The organism is Paenibacillus sp. GCM10023252, assembly GCF_042653305.1.
GTDB lineage: Bacteria > Bacillota > Bacilli > Paenibacillales > Paenibacillaceae > Pristimantibacillus.
On record NZ_JBHSHW010000009.1, the window covers coordinates 306,314 to 327,448 of the forward strand.

The following is a 21,135-nucleotide window of genomic DNA, read 5'->3' on the forward strand; positions in this document are numbered from 1 at the left end:
GCTCTATATAGGGCAGGAACTTATAATAACTCGGTCCAAGAACCGTGACCTACACAGGAGGCTTACCTATGGCGACTACTGCTGCACAGCAAGCGCTTCCTCATGAGAATGACACCACACCTGCAGAGAAACTAAGCGTATTCGAGCGTACACAGGATGTGATACGTACAGCGCTCGCGCGTATGGGCTACAACGAGGCCTATTATGAACTGCTGAGAGAGCCGCTCAAACTGCTGACTGTACGTATTCCTGTGAAGATGGATGACGGTTCCGTTAAGCTGTTCACGGGCTACCGCGCTCAGCATAATGACGCTATCGGCCCGACGAAGGGTGGAATTCGCTTCCATCCGGAGGTGACGGAGGAGGAAGTGAAGGCGTTGTCGATGTGGATGAGCATCAAGTGCGGCATTACGAACCTGCCTTATGGCGGTGGCAAAGGGGGCATTCAATGTGACCCGCGTACGATGTCGCAGGGCGAGCTGGAACGTCTAAGTCGCGGCTACGTCCGTGCCGTCAGCCAGATTGTTGGGCCGACTAAGGATATTCCGGCACCGGACGTCTTCACCAATTCGCAGATTATGGCGTGGATGATGGACGAATACAGCCGTATCCGAGAATTCGATGCCCCTGGCTTTATTACCGGCAAGCCGATCGTGCTTGGCGGTTCTGCAGGGCGAGAGTCCTCAACTGCGCAAGGCGTCATCATTGTCATGCGCGAAGCGGCGAAGGTGCTGGGCATGCAAATTGCCGGGGCGCGTGTCATCATTCAAGGCTTCGGTAACGCGGGTAGCTTTCTTGCGAAATTCCTCCATAAGGCGGGAGCGAAGGTGGTCGGCATATCGGACGCTATAGGTGCCTTATATAACCCGGAAGGTCTCGACATTCCTTATTTGTACGACCGCCGGGACTCGTTTGGTACAGTGACGAATCTGTTTGATAATCGAATTACGAATCAGGAACTGCTTGTTCAAGATTGCGACATTCTTGTGCCTGCGGCCATTGAGAATCAGATTACGGAGACGAATGCGCACGACATTAAGGCACGAATTCTGGTGGAAGCGGCGAACGGGCCTACGACGAAGCGGGCAACGGACATTTTGACGGAGCGCGGTGTGCTCATTGTGCCGGATGTGTTGGCAAGCGCAGGGGGGGTTGTTGTCTCGTACTTCGAGTGGGTTCAGAACAATCAAGGCTATTACTGGACGGAAGATGAAGTGAACACACGGCTGAATCAGATGCTGATCGATTCCTTCCATAACGTCTATGACACGTCGCGTGCAAGCCGTGTTGATATGAGGCTTGCGGCATACATCGTCGGACTTCGCCGAATGGCAGAAGCTTCTCGCTTACGGGGCTGGGTTTAATTTTTGATAGGGGATAAGGGGGACGAGGAAAATGGCAAAGGCCGTAATAACGGATCATAAAGGACTGGCGGGGGCAAAACGGAATTTGCCAGTCGCGCAGCTGCTGGAGGCGGCGCTAGGACGCAATGAGGGGGTTCTCACGTCAACGGGTGCGCTTTGCGTGAATACGGGCGTTTTCACAGGGCGTTCTCCGAAGGATAAATACATCGTGCAGGATGGCGTGCTCACAGGAGAGATTGACTGGGGTAGCGTGAATCAGCCGATTTCACAGGTGCAGTTCGAGCGATTGTACCGCAAGGCGCTACGCTACATGGAGGACCGCGACTTATACGTGTTCGACGGCTTCGCTGGCGCTGACGAGCGCCATCGGCTTCAGGTGCGCTTCATCAACGAGTATGCATGGCACAATTTATTCGTACGCCAGCTGTTTATTCGACCGTCCGCCGAAGAGCTGGCTGTCCATACGCCAGACTTCACCGTGTTGGCGCTGCCGGGGTTGAAAGCTGATCCTGAGGTGGATGGTACGCGGAGCGAGACGTTTATCATCGTGTCGTTCGAGAAGCGCGTCGTGTTAATTGGTGGAACGGAATATGCCGGCGAAATGAAGAAAGCGATCTTCTCCGTCATGAATGCGCTTCTGCCACTGAAAGGCGTGCTTCCGATGCACTGTTCGGCGAACGTCTCGGAGCGTGGAGAAACCGCTCTGTTTTTCGGATTGTCGGGGACTGGGAAGACAACGCTGTCCGCTGATCCCACCCGCCACTTGATCGGTGATGACGAGCACGCATGGTCGGACACTGGGGTGTTCAACTTCGAGGGGGGCTGCTACGCAAAGTGCTTCGGGCTCACCGAGTCGAAGGAGCCGCAAATCTGGAATGCCATTACTTACGGTACGGTGCTTGAAAATGTAGCGATTGACCCTCACTCGCGTATCGCGGATTATGAGGATAACACATCGACCGAGAATACACGTGCAGCGTATCCAATCGAACTCATTCCAGGAGCGGTCATCCCCGGAGTGTCAGGTCATCCGGAAGTCATTATCTTCTTGACCGCCGATGCGTTCGGCGTGCTGCCTCCGATTGCTAAGCTGACGAAGGAGCAGGCGATGTACCACTTCCTCTCTGGCTACACGTCTAAGTTAGCCGGCACGGAGCGCGGCGTTACCGAGCCGGAGACGACCTTCTCCGCATGCTTCGGCGCTCCGTTCCTGCCGCTGAGCCCGAACGTTTACGCCGAGATGCTAGGCCGCAAGATTGAGGAACACGGCTCGCGTGTGTACCTGATCAACACGGGTTGGACTGGAGGCGTCTATGGTCAGGGTGAGCGCATTAAACTGCATTATACGCGCGCGATGGTGTCCAGTGCGCTGAGCGGAGAGCTGGAGCAGGGCGAGTTCAGCACCGATCCGGTGTTCGGCTTGCAAGTGCCGTTGCACGTAGCCGGTGTACCGGACGAGGTGCTTCGCCCGCGCGACAGCTGGGCCGATGGCGAGGCGTATGACCGTCAAGCTCTCGAGCTTGCAGGACGGTTCGTCCGCAACTTCGAGCGATTCGCTGGCACGAATGACGCTGTGAAGGCCGGTGGACCACTAAGAGGATAGCAAGTCAGGAGCAGAGAGCCGCCTTCGTGCGGCTTTATTACCACAATAGAAATTGCTAAGGGGCTTGGGATTTCGCGCTCGTATGTGTCGCGGATAGAGAAGCGGGCGCTGATGAAGCTTTATCATGAGTTTTATAAGGTGAAGAGATAACGAAGAATGCCGCCATTTTGGCGGCATTTTCTTAGTCAGACCAATTTACCTGATCTCTTTTTAGATCATGATTTTTATGAGTGGCTACGGGGTCTGATTGGGTGCAATTTGACGATATATTAAACGTAGATTTATTGAACTAGTTTTATCCATATTATTTTTTCAGACTTTCTTCTACTCCACGCCGAAGAAAATGATCTTCGCCCCGGGTCGGTCGAAGTGGCAGTGGATCAAAGCATGCCCTTCGTTGTCTATGATGACAGATACGCCTTCGTTGTTCCAAAGCTTGGATGCGTGTACTTTGTGCCTTGAAATGTACGAATGCTTCGCAGGACGGGAATTGTGAAAAGGCTGTCCAAAGGAGCTCGCGAACATCACGATTACCCCGCGTCCGGTTGCCTTCGAAATTTTCTCATAAATTTCCGGGTTCGTTCCCGCTTCGCCAGATTGGATGACTGAAGAAGCTGTAATATCATCGCGGACAACCTTATAGCGGCTCAAGATGCCGTGAAGACGGTCTATGCCTTCTGGGGAAATGGCCGGTAAATCGCCCCAGATGCCATTCTGTCCAAGGATGAGAGAAGCGGCATTGATGTCTTGATTATCTTCTGGATCGTCCGGAAGATAGTGGGTCAGGAACAGAACAGATGGTACCCACTTGTCATATGCGAGCGGTTTGCGGCATACCCACCCGCGTGCCGGGCCGGGGAAGAAAAAGATGTTGTTGTTCTTCCATTGAATATCACGATCTTTCGGGATGTCATAGTTCCGGAAATAGGGACCGTTGTTAATCAGAAAATATTTTCCCGCGGATAGGAAGCTAAGTCCCACGGAGCGATAGCCTTCCGTGACGTCGAAATCAACGATGGCATCGGGGCAAGCACTAGCCAATTTTTCCACAATCCGAGCCATGGTCAGAGGGAGCTCGAAGGAGAAGCACTCGGCGCGTTCTTGCTCGGAACAGCCCTCGTCGCCATGGTTATGATTGGGGTCGTCACAGCCATATTGGCTAATCGCATCCCATTTAAAATAAGTAACGCCTAGTTCTCGGTATAATCGGATTAATTCTTCCACGAAATCGTCGGAGTAGCTACTAACCAGACACAGTGTAGAGCTCGTCTCAGTTTCCCATATGGTGTGAGGCTTCCTATAAACGCCGGCTTCCGATGTTTGATTCGTTCGGTTTCGCTCGAGCATGCGACTCGTAATGGCCGCTTTCTGCGGGTCGAACCATAGGCCAAGCTTCATGTTGTACTCATCGAGCTTCGCCTTGACGCTCTTCAGCTCGTCCGGGAAGAAGCTAGTGTTGACCTCCCAATCTCCCGTTTTCCGATACCATCCCGTATCCATGACAAACACTTCGATGCCAATCTGATGGGCAACCTCGATTTCCTTCAGCATGCGCTCCAGGTTCATGGAGTCTAGATATTTACTTCCGCTCCAGTGGGCATTTCGCTCCTGATAGGCCCAAGTATTGTAAAAGATATATGGCTTTCGCGACTCGGCATTCAAGCATTGATACTGAAGGATGAAGGTCCGGTAGGCGGAGGCCAGTTCAGCCTCGGGACCGGTGATGGCGCCGATTTGAAACCAGACCGTTTCGAACGGATGCTGCTCCATGATATGTCGGCCATTGAAATAGTTCCCCTTCTCGGCCTCGACGGAAATCCGGTGATCCGCCTGGAGCCGGAAAGAAAGATACGTATCTGGATATTGCGAGCCGTGCTCGTAAGCAAAGAGGAAGGATTGCGCGCCGTCCATAGCAACCAGCATGGGCCCCATGATGGAACGGGCATGCTTAAAATCTAGAGGATCGAGAAGCTGTTCCGTTAGCTTGTAACTGTGCACCAGTTCGTTGTAGTCAGAGAATCGCACCTCCATCGCGGACCCGGCGGGACTTGCTTGGAAGGCGGCGTAGAGAAGAGCGTCCCTGCCGTGCGACTTCGTCATCGTGACGCCACTGCGGCTGCTAAGCATATACCGAAAGCGAACGATCGGATTGTCTGGTGCTAGTCGAACAATGAGTGTCAAGATAAGATCGGAATGGCCTGCGATCGTTCCCGCGACACGGGTTTCAAACGTTCCGTTTGGCAGCGGGTCAGCGTCTTGCGTGATTTGGGGATCGGACCAAACGCCGAGGACGGTTTGTCGGTTAAGCTCGAAAAGCGGAGGTTCAATCGGATATCGACGGCCTGAACTTGGCTCGATGTACGTCCATAGGACGGGGAGTTGTTCGTTGGCGGAATTCTTGCTCTGGAGCTCAATCGCAGCGGCAGCGGTACGGATAGTATTTTTTTCATGTGAGCTGAGCATGGTAGCGTTCCTCCTGTTATACTTGATATTACAAGGATATAACGGAGTTTGCTTCCAAACAATCCAATTATCTTCTGAAAGGAATGGTACTATTTTATGATGAAACAAGTATACCAATTTCGGTACCAGACCCCCTTGCAGGGAGCCGTCGAGGTGGAGTATTTTGGGTGGTCGGAGGTGCGGGACCGCTCCTATAGGTGGAACGGTAACGAACGGAAGGAAAGAAGCGTAGTGTTCCAATATACGACGGCGGGTAGTGGTGTGCTGGATTCGGGTGATGGGCATTCGTATGTGTTATCCGCCGGTAAAGGCTTCTTTGCCGAATTTCCCGGTAATCATCTATACTACTTCGACCCAAAGGCGTCAAATTGTTGGGAATTTGTGTGGTTGCAACTGTCGGGTGACCCGGTATTTCCGCTTTGGAAGAAGCTGATGTCCCAGTTCGGGCCAATAACAGAGCTTTCGCAAGAAAGTCTAATCATACGTAAATTGCTTCACATGTATGCCCGAATCGGAGAAGAGGGAGCGTTCAACCGATATGCCTTGTCGGCTTTCGCCTATGATTGGATGATGACGGCATTGGCTGCGGGTAGGCAGGACGGAGCCGTGCCCGATTCTTGCCAGCTCGAGCGCGTCTTTGCCTATATCGACCTGCATTACGCCCAGCCACTGACCTTGAAGGAACTGGCCGACCAGGCGGAGTTAACCCCGAACTATTTCTGCCAGCTTTTCCATGAACGGGTCGGTCTCACACCAATCGCCTATTTGCAGAAGCGCAGAGTGGAGGAAGCCGTGCGTCTTCTTCGTCATACGAAGCTCTCTGTTTCCAAAATCGCGGCACAAACCGGATTTGACAGCAGCAGTTATTTTGGCAAGGTATTCCGGAAGCATCTGAACTGCAGTCCTCAGCATTATCGGGCGGAAATGCATTCCGCCTACTGGGGACAAGTCGTGTTATTACCGTAGCGATCGTCTCCCGTGCAAGTGCTTGCTGTAACCGACAGTTGATGATGCAGGGCTGCATGGCTGTCGGTCGTACGGCAAAGGGGACTCAGTAGACTTACCTCCTGTAATTGGAAGGGGTGCACTTCCAATATGCTTTTATCCTATTCCCGAAGTTGTTGACATACCGGATAGATTGTTACCCGATTGACATATTCCACTGGTTCATGAATACAGGCGACAATTCATATAGATCTTACGGAAGCGTTACCAGTATACGACCGAAGTAAGATCATCCTGAATCGGTCTTCATTTCAATTTCGTGAAACGGAAGCTCGTCTTTGGCTTAATGGATCCTCGTAGGAGCGGCTCGGCCCATATATCGTTTTTTGAATTCTGTTACACGATCTTTAATTTTGGCATATGGACTATTTAATGAGTCAGGGGTAGAATTCGAATTGAAATTAAATGTAAGCGTTATCAAAAGAAAAGGAGGGCAGAAGGTCTTACTTGAAGGTCAAAGTACTCTTGATTTCCATTTTAAGAAAAGTGGTGAATGATGAATGCAAGCTATTCTCAAACGAAGCTTTGTTGTGGTATTAGCATTTTTGGTAGCATTGACCTGCCTTATCTCTGTTGTCCCTGATCCAGAAGCAAAGGCTGCATCCACAACCATATTCTCCGACAGCTTTGATTCGGGAATTGGCAGTGCCTGGATCAATCAAGCTGCAAGCTACAGTACGACTACTCATGCCCCCTTTTTAGGAGTCGATAATGCATACCTGCAAACGTCCATTAATACGCTCGGCTATAAGGACGTGATTGTTCAATATAATCGATATACGTATGCCGACATGCCTGCGAGCAGCGTGTTCTATTCCGAATGGTCAGTGGACGGGCAGAATTGGACTCAATTGGAGCAAATAACCACGTCTGAGGCCGCTCCAACAACTGTGCAATTTTTACTACCAGCCTCGGCGGCTAACCAAAGTGCATTGCAAATCCGTTATCGCGCTACGGGAAATTCCCTTACTAGCACGTACCGTTACAATGTCGACAACGTTGTCGTAACGGGGACCGCGATTACATCCGTAACGCTGTTTAACGATACGTTCGCGACGAATACGCTGTCTTCCAATTGGGGGTCCACGACAGCAGGATATTCAAGCGGAGGTTACGCTTTCCTCGGAGCGAACAATGCGACCATGACCCATACCTTCAATACGAATGGATATGAGTACGTTGCAATCAGCTTCAAGTCATGGACGTACAGCAGTATGCCTAGCGGGACACAGATGACGGCCTCGTATTCGACTGATGGAGGGACGACCTGGGTTGATTTCTATAAGCTCGCAGTTGCACAATCTTCGATTACAAATGTTAATGCTGCTTTTCCTGACGCGGTGTCCAACCAATCCAACGTACTTCTCCGATTTGTGGCTACCGGTAATGGTCTAACCAGTACGTACCGATTCAATATGGACGATGTCAAGGTTACAGGAGTGGCGCTTCCTTCCTCCGCAAGCTACGATACGATTCGAACGAAATGGTATAACTCTGTTGTGGGAACGAGCTACGACACCTCGGATACCAACGTCCAAACTCTGATTGCTAGTCGTAATTCTGCTGCTCAAACTTGGTGGAACGCGATGGATAAGTCATCATCCCGTACGTATATTTTCTCGGACTATCCGAACGATACGTACAGCGAAAACGTGACGAACACGTATTCGAAATTATTGAAAATGGCCGTTGCTTACCAAACCGTCGGCGGGACCTATTACCACAATACACAGCTGCGTTCCGACATCATCTCCGCCATGGACTGGCTGCAGAGCAACGGTTGGTATAATGATCAACGGCCTTTCGCTCCGAAGACGACCGATAATAACTGGTTCTCGTGGGAGCTTGGTGTGCCTTTATACCTTACCGATCTGCTCGTTGTAATGTATAACGATCTGACTAGCACTCAAATCGCGAGCAATGTTTCGGCGATCCTTCATTTCTTGCCTACACCGCTAAGTTTGGGTGTCAGTGTGAATGCGACCTATACTTCGGATGGAGGAAACCTCGCGCTGGCGGCCAGAATTACGACCAAATGCGGCATTCTCATTAAGGATCATGCCCGAATTAAGCTGGGTACAGGAGCGATTAGTTCCCTGTATTTATACGTCGACCCAGGCAAGAACGGCTTCGCGGAAGACGGCTCATTCCTGTTCCACGACGGTTTGCCCTATACGTACGGTTACGGCATGGGATCTCTGGACGATCCTGTGAGCGCAACCTTTTTGTTCGAGGGCTCACCGTGGGAGATTGCAGACCCGAACAAGTATGCTCCTGTGAACTGGATTAAGAATGCCTTCGAGCCATTTCTCTACCATGCACGTTACGACGACAATTTGACAGGGAGATACATTTCGCGACCCTCGTCCAGTGACCAAGCGAGATTCTTGATCACAACCGCACTAAACGCTATACAATATGCGAAGGCTACTGATCGGGTTTACCTCAAAAGTCTGATCAAGTATATCTCATCGCAATATAGCGATTATCTTCCCCAGCTGTCTCAGTATGCGGACTATAAGCAAATCATGAATGATACATCTGTAGCACCTTTACAGCCAAGCAGCTTCTTCAATGTATTTAGCGGCATGGATCGAGCGGTTCAACGTCAATCGACCTATAGTTTCGATATCTCGATGCATTCAGACCGAACGAAAAACTATGAATCGATCAACAACGAGAACATTGCAGGTTGGCATACGTCGGATGGCCGGACCTCCCTTCATAATGCGGACGACAACCAGTACGTGGGTGGATACTGGGCGACAATCGATCCGACTCGCTTGCCAGGAACGACGGTTCAGCAGCATATGAGTGACAATATCTCCATCACCGGCTCTAGCGGTACGTTCGTAGATCCACTCAACGACACGTCCAAAATTTATAATATAACGTCCTCCCGTTTCACGATTGATACGCAGAATGCAGCAAACATGAACAACGATGCGGCCCGACTAGTCAGAACGACGGACTCTAATGAGACGGTCACGTATAATGTAAACGGTATGACGAATTTCTCGATCGACTTCTACTACACCGGCTTTAGCAATTACAACCGGATTCGATTGTATGGTGGTTCTACGTTTAGCTCCGCGACAAACATTCCTTACAAAATAACGAATGCAGGAACAACCAATGGCTGGACGCATGCCGTGTTTACGCCGCTAAATTCGATTTCAAGCTCGGGCTACAATTATTTGAAAATTACGCTGCTCCCGAGCGACAGAAGTGGATACGGTACCCAGAGCTGGGCGGGCGGAGCCGAAGTGGATCAATTGTATGGAGCAGCCGGGATGGATCTGAAGACGAACAGCCAATCCCTTGCTGCCAAGAAGTCGTGGTTCTTGTTCGATAACGAGATCGTAGCGATGGGCACGGGCATCTCATCTACCGATAATCGGACTGTGGAGACCATTGTGGAGAATCGCAAACTGAGCAGTGCCGGAACCGAGCAATTCCTGGTCGATAATGCAGCCAAGGTCGGGACGCTTGGAGCGACCGGTTCGGTAACGGGAGCAAGCTGGGCACACCTATCCAATTCGAACTCCGGTGCGCAGATTGGCTACTATTTCCCGGGTGGGGCCAACTTGACCCTCAAGCGGGAAGCCCGTTCCGGAAAATTTAGCGATATTGGATCTGGCACGGATTCGAGTTATACAACCTCGTATACGAATAAATTCTTGACGATGTGGTTCGATCATGGCGTAAATCCAACAGCTGGCAGTTACCAATATGTGCTCCTTCCTGGTCGCACGCCTGCTCAAGTGAGCAGTTATGCGGCTAGTCCGGATATCACGATTCTGCAGCAGGATGCAAGCATTCATGCTGCCAAGGAAACAACGCAGAATGTAGTCGGGGCTAATTTCTGGACGGATAACACCGCGACCCTTCAGGTGAACGGAACTAACTTCTTGACTTCTACCAAAAAAGCGTCCGTCATCACCCACGAGACGTCCACGGGCATCTCGGTCGGCATAAGCGATCCGACCCAGGATAACGTCAAGAACGGTGCGACCAGCGATGGCTATATTATGCTGACAATTAATCGGAAGGCTACTTCTGTAATCTCATCCGATGCTCGTATTCAGGTTCTGCAAATGAGTCCCACGATTCAGCTGAAAGTGAACGTGGACGGGACATTCGGCCAAACCTTGCATGCTAGCTTCGGGTATTAGGATGTTGCAATGAAAAGAGACCTTCAGGGTTCGTCATATACCATGAGGGTCTTCTATCAATCAGGAGCGATAAATTTGTTGAAGGTATTGCGAAGGACTTAGCCCATACGAACATGTCAAGATAATCTAGAATCATACAGTTCTTGATCAACCAACGATAGTTCCAAGTTACTCAGTAGCCAGGGCGAGCAGCCCAGGCTATTTGATTTTTTTCAGTGGATCCTCAAAATTGCTAACTTTTCTGCAAAAGTGATAGTTTCTCAAGGGTCATAAGCTAGGTATCCTGAATGAGTAGAACCTAGAGGAAAGGATGTCGAAGTGACAATGAAAAACTTGTTACTTTCCTATCTCACGCCGGCAGAGGATTCCACTGAGGGCTGGGAGAAAGAATCGTTGCCCATCGGTAACGGCTATACGGGAGCGAATGTGTTCGGTATTCCTTATAGGGAGCGTATTCAGATTACCGAGAACACACTGGTAAACCCCGGTAATCTTGGTGGGTTGAACAATTTTGCTGAAATGTATTTGGAATTCGGGCACGAGGAGGTAACCGAGTTTGAACGGGGCTTGTCGCTGAATGACGCAATTGCCTACTGCCGCTACCGTCATCATGACGTTCGGTATGAGAGGGAATATTTCGCTTCGTATCCCGACCGGATCATCGTGATAAGGCTGTCAGCTTCCCAGCCCGGATCACTTACCTTTGTCGTTCGCCCGGAAATCCCATACTGCAAGGATTACGCCAAGACACCGGGAGACGGAGGCGGCAAGTCGGGTGAGGTTATTGCTGAAGGCGATACGTTAACCCTCCGCGGCCGCATGCACTACTACAACACCCGGTTTGAAGGGCTGATTAAAGTGATTGCACCGTCGGGGGTCATGCTGGAAGAGCAAGGGGCCATTCGGGTTAGCGGGGCCGATTCTGCACTTTTGTTGGTAGCTGTCGGAACGAATTATAAGCTGGATAGCCATATTTTTCTGGAAGACGACCCGAAGAAGAAAATCCCCGATATCGATCCACATCCTGAGGTTACCCAAATGATGGAGCAAGCTTCACGACTGGGATATGAGAAGCTCCGGTTACGCCATATCGCTGACTATCGGACGTTATTCGACCGTGTAGCCTTCTCCCTTGAAGGCGCCTTGCCAAAAGAGCCTACGGATGTGCTGCTGCAGAAGTACAGTCAAGGAGAAGCAATCCCGTACCTGGAGGAGCTATATTTTCAATACGGTCGCTATCTGCTCATCAGTTCATCCAGACCGGGAACGCTCCCTGCCAATCTGCAGGGAGTTTGGAACGTGCACGATCATTCGCCGTGGGGGAGCGGGTACTGGCACAATATTAATGTACAGATGAATTACTGGCACGCCTTTAACACGAACTTAAAAGAAACGTTTCAAGCTTATGTGGATTTTAACGCTGCGTTTAGAACGAAAGCCGAGCAACTAGCGAACGCCTATATCCGAAAGCACAATCCGGAGCATGCTACCGACGAACAGGGTGCTTGCGGCTGGACAATCGGAACGGCAAGTTATGCCTACATGATCACTGGTCCGGGCGGGCATTCGGGTCCGGGAACAGGGGGGCTCACCACGAAGCTTTTCTGGGATTATTATGATTTTACCCAAGATGAGCATGTGCTTCGGAACGTGACCTATCCGACTTTGCTAAGCATGAGCCGGTTCCTTACTAAGACGGTACGGGATTATGACGGCCGTTACCTCACCTCCTTTTCCGCATCGCTGATCTTCGGCAGGTGGCGAAGTGATAAGCCATATCAATATTATCACACGGTTGGTTGCGCCTTCGATCAACAGATGATTCATGAGAATGGAGCCGACTTGCTCCGAGCAGCAGAACTGCTCGGTACCAAGGACCCTACGCTCGAGGTGCAAAGAGCGCAGATAGACCGGTATCACCCCATTGAGATCGGCTGGTCCGGTCAGGTAAAGGAATACTCGGAGGAGAAGCTGTATGGGGAAATCGGCGAATATTGCCATCGCCACATTTCTCAACTCGTGGGGCTCTACCCGGGAACATTAATCTCGCGGGATACTCCGGCATGGCTCGATGCCGCTCGCGTGACGCTGAATGAGCGGGGAGATGAGTCCACCGGCTGGGCGCTTGCTCATCGGTTGAACCTATGGGCCCGAACTGGAGATGGGGATCGCGCCTATCGTTTGTTCCGCAATTTGCTTGAGCAGCAGACGCTGCCCAATCTGTGGGATTCACACCCGCCGTTTCAGATTGATGGCAATTTCGGGGGAACAGCAGGTGTCGCGGAGATGCTGTTGCAGAGCCACGAGACACACATATCGGTGCTTCCCGCCATTCCCCAGGCTTGGGGCAGCGGATCGTTCCGTGGACTCGTTGCCCGCGGAAACTTCGAAGCTTCGGTTGAATGGAGAAGCGGGACTGCAACACGGATTGAGATTGTGTCTGGCAGCGGAGGGCTATGCCGACTTGCTTACCCGGGAATCGATAGCGCAAAGTTGGTCGCGGAGGAACATCTCCCGATTGCCTATATGATAGATTCTCCGGGATATATCACGTTCGATACGAGGACAGGCGGCCGCTATACCTTAACTGGAATGGCCCCTGTTCGCTATGCGCCTGCTCCCAAGGAGCTACAGGTGCACCGTCATACGCTCAAGCTCGAATGGAGTGGAGAAGCGGGATGCCTCTACAACGTATACCGTGCTGTGAATCAAATGCCACATTACGAGCTTATCGCTGCGAATGTAGCGAACACCTCGTTCCAGGATTCGGAGTTTGACTTCTCGAGCTTCGAACGTGCGACATACAAGGTTACCGCCCTGTTCCCGGACGGCACGGGAGAAAGCGATGGAGTGCTGTGCGCCATCCATCACGCTTCAGAACTCTATATGGAGCGGTACCGCTATCAAATCGCTCAGATTAATCTGACTTAGAAGGAGAATACCGATGACAACGATACTTCAAGACAAGTTGACACTTCATGTTCAGCGAAACGGCAACGATCATTCCACTGAGGGGCCTCTGGCCAGTCTTGCCGGAGCAAGAAACCGAATCCGGGAGCTGCGAGCTTCCGGAGCGGTGACAGGGCCGATTGAAGTCATCCTCCACACGGGCAGATACGAGGTGCGGGAGACGATACATTTCGACCAACAAGACTTGGCGGTGGAAGATTCTCCTGTGACCTTCCGCGCAGCAGGGGACGGGGAAGTCGTGCTTGTCGGCGGCTGCTTGCTTCGCGATCCGCAGATTGGTGAGAACGGCATGCTTGAATATAATCTGAGTAAGCTAGGACTCGGCTGCATCGCGTTCGATCAGTTGTTCTGTAACGGCGAGAGGATGCGCAAAGCGCGTTATCCCAAATTCGATGCGGATAATCCATATGGAGGCGGCTGGCTATACGTAGATGGGCCCGTTACGGAGCCTCATCAGAAGGGTATAGGAGCGAGGGATCGCTTCATCTGCAAGGATCCTCGCTTGCTAAGCTGGAGCCAGCTTGAGGAGGTGGAGCTATTCATTTTCCCGCGACATAACTGGTATAACAGCATCGTGAAGCTGAAAAGCTATGATCCTGAGACAGGTGAAGTTGTTCTCAAGGATCCTGTAATCTACGAGATTTACCCTGGGGACCGTTTCTACTTCCAAAGCGTGAAGGAGGAACTCCAAGCCCCCGGCGAATGGTACCTTGATGAAGAGAAGCAGCGTGTCATGTTCATTCCTCCGGCGCATATACCGCTGGATCAGCTTTCCGTTGTGATTCCTCTAGTTAAGAACATCATCGAGGTTCGAAGCCAGTTCGATCAAGAGGAGGATATCTATAAGGAAAAAATCGATTGGCAGGATCGAGGCGGCTATCTGATGAAATCCCGCCAACAGTATCTCGTTGAGGAAGGTCATCTGAGCTTCAAGGGATTGACTCTGGAGGGCTGTGAAGGTACGGCTCTGTTCGTCAAACGCGCCAAAGGCATTCGGCTGGAGGGCTGCGTCATTCGTGGCACAGGTGGTCCAGGCGTTACGGTGCTGCAAGGCGTGCAATGTCAGGTACTGGGCTGTGATATTTATGAAACGGGAAGTCATGGGGTTTATATGTCTGGCGGCTATATCACTACCTTTGAAGTAAAGAAGGCGTCATCCGATAATGTTGTGGCGAATAACTACATTCACCATGTAGGCGTCCTCCATAAGGGAGTAGCCGGTGTGGCTATCAACGGAATCGGCATCCGGGTGGCGCATAACTATATCCACGACGGGCCTAGGTGGGGGATCTTCACCCGTGGCAATGATCATCAGATTGAATATAACCATATTCGTCACGTAAATGTCGAGACATGCGATACAGGCGCGATCAACACATGCGATCGGGACTGGACCATGAATGGGACAACGATCGAATATAACCTGATCCACGATGTGATCGGGTATCAGCGTGTAAAAGGCGTCTGGCGTACCCCCGCCTTCGCGTTCGGTATCTATCTGGACGATTATACGAGCGGTATCGAGGTGCGTGGAAATATTACGTTCCGAACGCCGGGAGCTGGTATGTACGTGCATTCGGGCAAGGATAACGTGATTGAAAACAATATGTTCCTCGAGACGAGGGAGGAGTCCATCTTCGTGCTCGGCTGGAAGCCGCAAGATGAATATCGGACACATGGAACAACGGGACTTTCCTTGACCAATACCAGATATGTTCGAAATATTATCGGCTCGAAGCAATCAAGCAACTCCGTCTATAAGTTCTGTATTCGTGATTATGACAACTTGATGGAGAAGGGGAATGAGTTCGATCATAATGTGCTATACGGAGATGGAATAAATGCAGATGATGGTGCCGAACCATTCATCAAAGTTTTAGCTCGAGATGAGGATTACTCCACACGAGCCGATCACGACTGCTGGCAAGTATGGAAGTCCATGGGACATGATGCCAATAGTCTTGTAGCGGACCCACGATTTGTGAATGCGGAACAGGATGACTACCGACTACTAGAAGGGAGCCCGGCACTCACACTCGGCTTCATACCGATTCCAGTCGAGAAGATCGGCCTGTATGAGAGCGAAAATCGGGCAAGCTGGCCTATTGTTGAAGCGGCGGGTGTAAGGGAGAAGCCGATGGAACGGGAAAAACGCGTACAAGAAGAATAGCAGGATTAGTCATCCGGATGCTTACCGGGTGGCTTTTTTTATGTCTCCGTCAAAATTGTTCATTGATTTTAGAAACTGTTCATTACAAAGAGCGTTGACAGATCATTGTTGTCATCGATAGAGTAAGAATGAAGCTTTGTGTGAAACCCAAAATTCTTACTTTGGAGCTGTGGACGATGAAAATTTTATTCGACTTTGTAGTGCGCTTACATAGCTCCTTACACCTGCTGCTCAACAAAAACAGCGTGGCGCGAAAATGGCTAGCATCCTATTATGCCATCCTGTTGCTGCCGATTGCCATCAGTATTTCGGTTTCCCTCTATTCAATTGATTTGTTGAAGACCGAAACCAATCGAGCTAACGACGCAATCGCGACTCAAGTGCGGGAAGCGGTCGAAGCAAGAATTAACGACATGGATCAGATCAGCGGGGAATTAGCGAAACGAAGTACGGTGACGTATTTACGCAATGTGAAGGCTGATTTATATGGGAAGGATCGCTTGAGCTTGATTACTGCGGCCAAAGACCTGGGTGCCTTTGAAGCCGGGAGAAACTATATCGATGCGATATATTTATATTTTCCGAACAACGAATACATCGTCAAGCAAACCGAAATTTATACAAAGACGGACATTACTCGAACGATGGACACCTATGACGGGTTGTCACCTACACAATGGAACAAGATGCTGACATCCGTCAAGTTCCGAGCCTTGTATAACTTCGAAAATAGCAATTCTGCCGGCAGCCAAATGCTCTATTATGTTAGAACGGTATCTACAGCAGGTGTAAACCGGCCGGATACCATCGCCGTCTTCAGAATCAATACGAACGCTCTTCTGAACAATGTTCAGAACAGCAAGCTACTTCAGGATTCCCGACTCCTATTAACCGATCCGTCGCAGTCCTTCGTTTTGTCATTTGGCGCCATTGGCGATCAAGCGTTGCCGCCGGAACAGAAACTGTCAGGGAAGCAAGGGATGACGACCTTTCAAGACAAGAAGAGAAGCTACGTAATCGCTTACCAGAAGTCTACAATTTTTGAGAATCTCACTTACTCAATGCTCACACGAACGGATTTGTTCTACCATAAAACCCGACTTATTCAGGTGTTAAATATAGTTAGTATCGTTCTTTGCTTATTAGGAGGAGGCATTCTTTCAATCTATTTGATGAAGCGCAATTATTCCTCCATCGATCAGCTGCTCCAATTCTTGACCTCACGGCAGAAGCTAGAGAATACAGGGGATAGAGACGAATACGCGATCATCCGAGATACAATGACGCATATCATGAATGAGCACGACGAGGCAAACCATCTGGTTTTCAGACAAAATCAAGTGCTTCGTTCGAATTATTTGAGTAAAATGATGAAAGGCTTTCAGGGTAAAGGGATTCACCTCTATGAGGGTATGCGTGAATTCGGTATTGATTTTCCTTATGATGCATTCGGGATCATCCTGTTTGGTTTGGACGACGGAAATGGCGCCGAGGAGCATGAAGGTAAACGGCTAAATCTTGAGCTTATTCAGTTTGTGATTCAGAATATTACCGAGGAGTTGGCAGGCCAGAAGCACATCGGCTATGCCGCAGCCATAGATGGGATGGTCGCTTGTCTGATCAATTTCAAGGAGGGCACCAACGACGCTCGCAAGGAAGAGATGTATGCCATCAGTTCGCAGACAAGAGATATTCTGAGAATAAAATTTAAAACAGAGCTTTCCATTGCCATCAGCGGAATTCACCAAGGCTTCGACCAAATTCCGACTTGCTATCAGGAAACACTGGATGCTCTTGAATATCGGATTGTTACCGGGAAAAACGAGATTATCGAGTATAAAGAGGTTAGCGATTCCAATAAGTTTGGCCTACACTATAAATACTATTTTCCCTTATACGTGGAGCAGCAGATCATCAATTCCATCCAGGCCACGGATATTAAGGGCTTGCACAGCATTATCGAGGATTTGTTTCAGCGTAATGAAGGAGAAGGGCTAGGCTCCGTAAGCATCTCTAAATTTTTGCGCTACAATCTGATTGGCACAGTCGTACGAGCTGTGACTGAAGCTGGCAGCACGAAAGCAAACGACTTCATCGATGAGCTGATTGCAAGTAAGCCCTTGGATCGACTTCAGGATCGTGACAGGATGAAGCAGGACACGTTCGAAATGCTGGAGAAGGCTGCGAGCTTCATTCAGACAACCAAGGACACAACACATTCGAAGCTTGTAGGGGAATTAAAGCTATTTATTCAAGAGCAATATACGAATCCGAATGTTACGATTACGCTGATCGGAGATAAGTTTGAAATGTCCCCATACTACTTGTCCGGAATTTTCAAAAACGAAACTGGTCAAGGTATATTGGATTTCATTGCGACCTTACGACTCGAACATGCTAAACGTTTACTGCTTGAGACCAATGAATCTATCCAAGACATTTCCACCAAGGTGGGCTTCGCTGACGTAAGAAGCTTCATTCGAAGCTTTAAGAAATTGGAGAACATCCCGCCTGGAAAGTACCGGACTGTCAAGCAATAATCAGAGATTAACCACGTTCATTTTAGAAATGGATCATCCATTTTGATTTTGAACGTGGTTTTTTGCGATAGTATGAACTTATTTTAAAATCTGTACATTGTTGAAACATATAGTTATCCCTCACAATAAGGGCATCGGGTCATCACACTCGATCACAAAATAAGAGTAAAGGGAGTCGAACTCATGAGTAAAACAATGAAGCGAATCTTAATTATGACGCTTACTGCAGTTCTATCGACCGGGGTCATTGCTGGTTGCAGCCAGCAAGAAAGCCCGGCGGGCAGCAGCAGCCCCACACCATCCGCATCGACGGCGGAAACGAAGTATCCGCTTCAAACGAACACCAAGCTGAAGGTTTATATGGGGATGAATAAGGACATTGCCCAGCTGGTCCCGAACATGGGCGAAACCCCATTCATGAAGGAACTGGAAAAAAGAACCGGCGTAAAGCTGGAGTTTATTCACCCAACGGTAGGAGCCGAGAAGGACTTCTTCAATACGCTGATCGCTTCGGGTGATCTTCCAGATATCTTTATCGGCAATATGGGTGACTATCCAGGCGGCGCTTCTGCTGCCGAGAAAGACGGTGTCATCCTAAGCCTAAACGACATCTTTCCTAAGTATGCGCCAAACGCATGGAATTTGATCAGTAAGGACAAAGAGCTGGATAAGATGGTTATATCGGATAGCGGCAAATACTTTTTCTTCCCGTCCACACGAAGCGAGCTTGGCAAAGTATTTGCCGGTCCCATACTCCGAAGCGACTGGCTCAAGGAACTGAATCTGCCGGTCCCTGAAACAATAGATGAGTGGTATACCGTGCTGAAGGCATTCAAGGAGAAGAAAGGAGCAAGTGCTGCGTTTGGATTTGAAGGGAAATCGACGCCGGCTCTCCTACGTAATGTATTCTTAGGCGCCTATAAAACCGATTATGGCTTCTTCGTAGACGACAAGGGCAAAGTACAATTCGGCGCCGCAACACAAGAATACAAGAATTTCTTGATGACTTTCCACAAATGGTATGAGGAGGGGCTGATCGACAAAGATTTCCCGCTCACTGATTCTAACAAGCTGAAAAGCTTGATCGACCAGAACAAAACAGGGGCATTCATCGGTCAGTCGGGCGGTTATATTCGTTCCTTATTGGACAAGTACAAGACTTCAAATCCAACATTCGATTTGGTCGGAGCCAAATATCCTGTACTTAATAAGGGAGACACTCCGTTCAGCGGCCAGAAGGACCAGAAGTTTAATGCGCCTTTCAGTGCGGTCATTACCGCGAAGAGCAAGAATGTCGAAATTGCAGCTAAATTCCTTGATTATTTCTTTACGCCGGAGGGCATTCAGTTCTCCAACTTCGGTATTGAGAATACGACATATAAGCTAGAGAACGGCAAGCCGAAGTTTACGGAATTCTTAACGAAAAATCCGAACAACTGGACATCGACTCAAGTTCAAGCAATGTACAGCTCCTATAATGGCTTCCCATCGGTCGAGCTTCCCGAGAAAATTGAACAGTTGAATCTCTATAAGCAGCAAACGGATGCACTTAAGGAATGGACACAAACGGATGCAGACAAGCATTTGTACTCGAACTATATTACGCACACAGAGGAAGAATCGAAAATTGTCGCTAAATATAACAACGATGTTTACACGTACGCGGAACAAATGTTCACCAAGTTCGTATTTGGCAGCGAGTCGTTGGACAACTATCAGAAATATTTAGACCAACTGAAGGCGCTCGGTGTAGATCAACTGACCAAAGCTAAGCAAGACGCATACGATCGCTACATGAAGCGTTAAGGGATTAAAGCGGCAAGGGAGAAGGGATTCCTTCTTCCTTAACCTTCGGAAGGGAGAAGGGTGGGAATCATGCACGAAATTCTGGCAGAGAAACACTCAGTCATAGACAGAAGAAGAAATCAAGAGGAGAGATTCCTAAGGAGATTGGCGAAAGATCTTAAGAAATTTCGGGTTTATTATATACTCGCTCTTCCGGCAATCATTTATTACTTTATTTTTAGTTACAAACCAATGTATGGAGCGATTATTGCGTTTAAGGATTTTAAGCCTATGAAGGGAATTTGGGCCAGTCCTTGGGTCGGACTGGAGCACTTTCACACCTTGTTCCACTCTGCTTTTTTCTGGGATATATTGATAAATACTCTTAAAATTAGTTTGTATAGCATCATATTCGGTTTTCCAGCGCCTATCATTTTGGCTTTGTTGCTTAATGAGGTACGTCATACCTTCCTTAAAAGGACAGTACAATCGTTAACTTATATTCCGCACTTTATTTCCTTGGTCGTCATTTGCGGATTAATCAAAGCGTTCTCGGAGAGCGATGGCTTGATCAATGACCTGATCGCTTGGTTTGGCGGAGAGCGCGTAAGTATGCTTTTATGGCCGGAATACTTCCGAACGCTATACGTATCCTCCGGCATTTGGCAGGAAGTGGGCTGGGGCTCTATCATTTACATCGCGGCATTGGCAGCGATCGACGTAGAGCAATATGAAGCGGCTCGCATAGACGGCGCTGGACGATTCAAGCAGTTGCTTCATATTACACTGCCCGGAATCAAGTCGACCATCATTATCATGCTTATTTTGCGCTTGGGCCATGTCATGGGGGTCGGTTACGAAAAAATTATTTTGCTCTATAATCCAAATACGTTTTCTACTGCCGATGTCATTTCCACTTATGTCTATCGTAAGGGGGTCCTGGAATTCAGCTATTCCTTCAGTGCAGCGGTCGGAATCTTCAATTCCGTCATCGACTTTACGATTTTGATTCTGGCGAACTGGCTTGCGAAGCGCTGGAACGAAACCAGCTTATGGTAGG

At 49.5% G+C, this 21,135-nt stretch carries 10 protein-coding genes and 1 pseudogene; 10 read left to right on the top strand and 1 reads right to left on the bottom strand.

The genetic code is table 11. The features are described from left to right. The first annotated feature begins 68 nt into the window (after positions 1 to 68). The 3 genes and pseudogenes from ACFO9Q_RS07325 to ACFO9Q_RS07335 all read left to right on the top strand — a co-directional run. Positions 69 to 1,364: a Glu/Leu/Phe/Val family dehydrogenase gene (locus ACFO9Q_RS07325; protein WP_379180240.1), complete on the top strand. Its 1,296-nt coding sequence runs from the start codon at positions 69 to 71 to the stop codon at positions 1,362 to 1,364. Between the two features lie 31 nt (positions 1,365 to 1,395). Continuing rightward, on the top strand, positions 1,396 to 2,967 hold the full coding sequence (gene pckA / locus ACFO9Q_RS07330) for a phosphoenolpyruvate carboxykinase (ATP) (protein WP_379180242.1): 1,572 nt from the start codon (positions 1,396 to 1,398) through the stop codon (positions 2,965 to 2,967). Positions 2,968 to 3,006: 39 nt separating this feature from the next. Further along, positions 3,007 to 3,117, top strand: a pseudogene (locus ACFO9Q_RS07335) (sigma factor-like helix-turn-helix DNA-binding protein); the annotation flags it as partial. Positions 3,118 to 3,291: 174 nt separating this feature from the next. Here ACFO9Q_RS07335 and ACFO9Q_RS07340 read toward each other — a convergent pair. Next, on the bottom strand, positions 3,292 to 5,430 hold the full coding sequence (locus ACFO9Q_RS07340; RefSeq protein WP_379180244.1) for an alpha-galactosidase: 2,139 nt from the start codon (positions 5,428 to 5,430) through the stop codon (positions 3,292 to 3,294). Between the two features lie 96 nt (positions 5,431 to 5,526). Between ACFO9Q_RS07340 and ACFO9Q_RS07345 the strand changes: the two genes are divergently transcribed. The 7 genes from ACFO9Q_RS07345 (at position 5,527) to ACFO9Q_RS07375 (ending at position 21,134) form a co-directional block, all read left to right on the top strand. Beyond that, positions 5,527 to 6,396 carry an AraC family transcriptional regulator gene (locus ACFO9Q_RS07345; protein WP_379180246.1) on the top strand — a complete coding sequence of 290 codons (870 nt, stop codon included), beginning with the start codon at positions 5,527 to 5,529 and terminating at the stop codon, positions 6,394 to 6,396. A gap of 971 nt (positions 6,397 to 7,367) precedes the next feature. After that, complete coding sequence (locus ACFO9Q_RS07350) at positions 7,368 to 10,610, top strand: polysaccharide lyase 8 family protein (RefSeq protein ID WP_379180248.1); 3,243 nt, start codon at positions 7,368 to 7,370, stop codon at positions 10,608 to 10,610. A 324-nt stretch (positions 10,611 to 10,934) separates the two neighbouring features. Continuing rightward, entirely contained in the window at positions 10,935 to 13,541 is a 2,607-nt protein-coding gene (locus tag ACFO9Q_RS07355) for a glycosyl hydrolase family 95 catalytic domain-containing protein (protein WP_379180250.1), read from the top strand. A gap of 13 nt (positions 13,542 to 13,554) precedes the next feature. Beyond that, positions 13,555 to 15,750, top strand: coding sequence for a right-handed parallel beta-helix repeat-containing protein (locus ACFO9Q_RS07360; protein WP_379180252.1), 2,196 nt, complete (start codon positions 13,555 to 13,557; stop codon positions 15,748 to 15,750). Between the two features lie 176 nt (positions 15,751 to 15,926). After that, positions 15,927 to 18,290, top strand: a complete 2,364-nt coding sequence (locus ACFO9Q_RS07365) for a helix-turn-helix domain-containing protein (protein WP_379180254.1) — start codon at positions 15,927 to 15,929, stop codon at positions 18,288 to 18,290. A gap of 183 nt (positions 18,291 to 18,473) precedes the next feature. After that, positions 18,474 to 20,096 (top strand): ABC transporter substrate-binding protein, encoded by a 1,623-nt coding sequence (locus ACFO9Q_RS07370; RefSeq protein ID WP_379180256.1) that lies wholly within the window; start codon positions 18,474 to 18,476, stop codon positions 20,094 to 20,096. A 69-nt stretch (positions 20,097 to 20,165) separates the two neighbouring features. Continuing rightward, positions 20,166 to 21,134, top strand: a complete 969-nt coding sequence (locus tag ACFO9Q_RS07375; protein ID WP_379180258.1) for an ABC transporter permease — start codon at positions 20,166 to 20,168, stop codon at positions 21,132 to 21,134. Position 21,135: the final 1 nt, after the last annotated feature.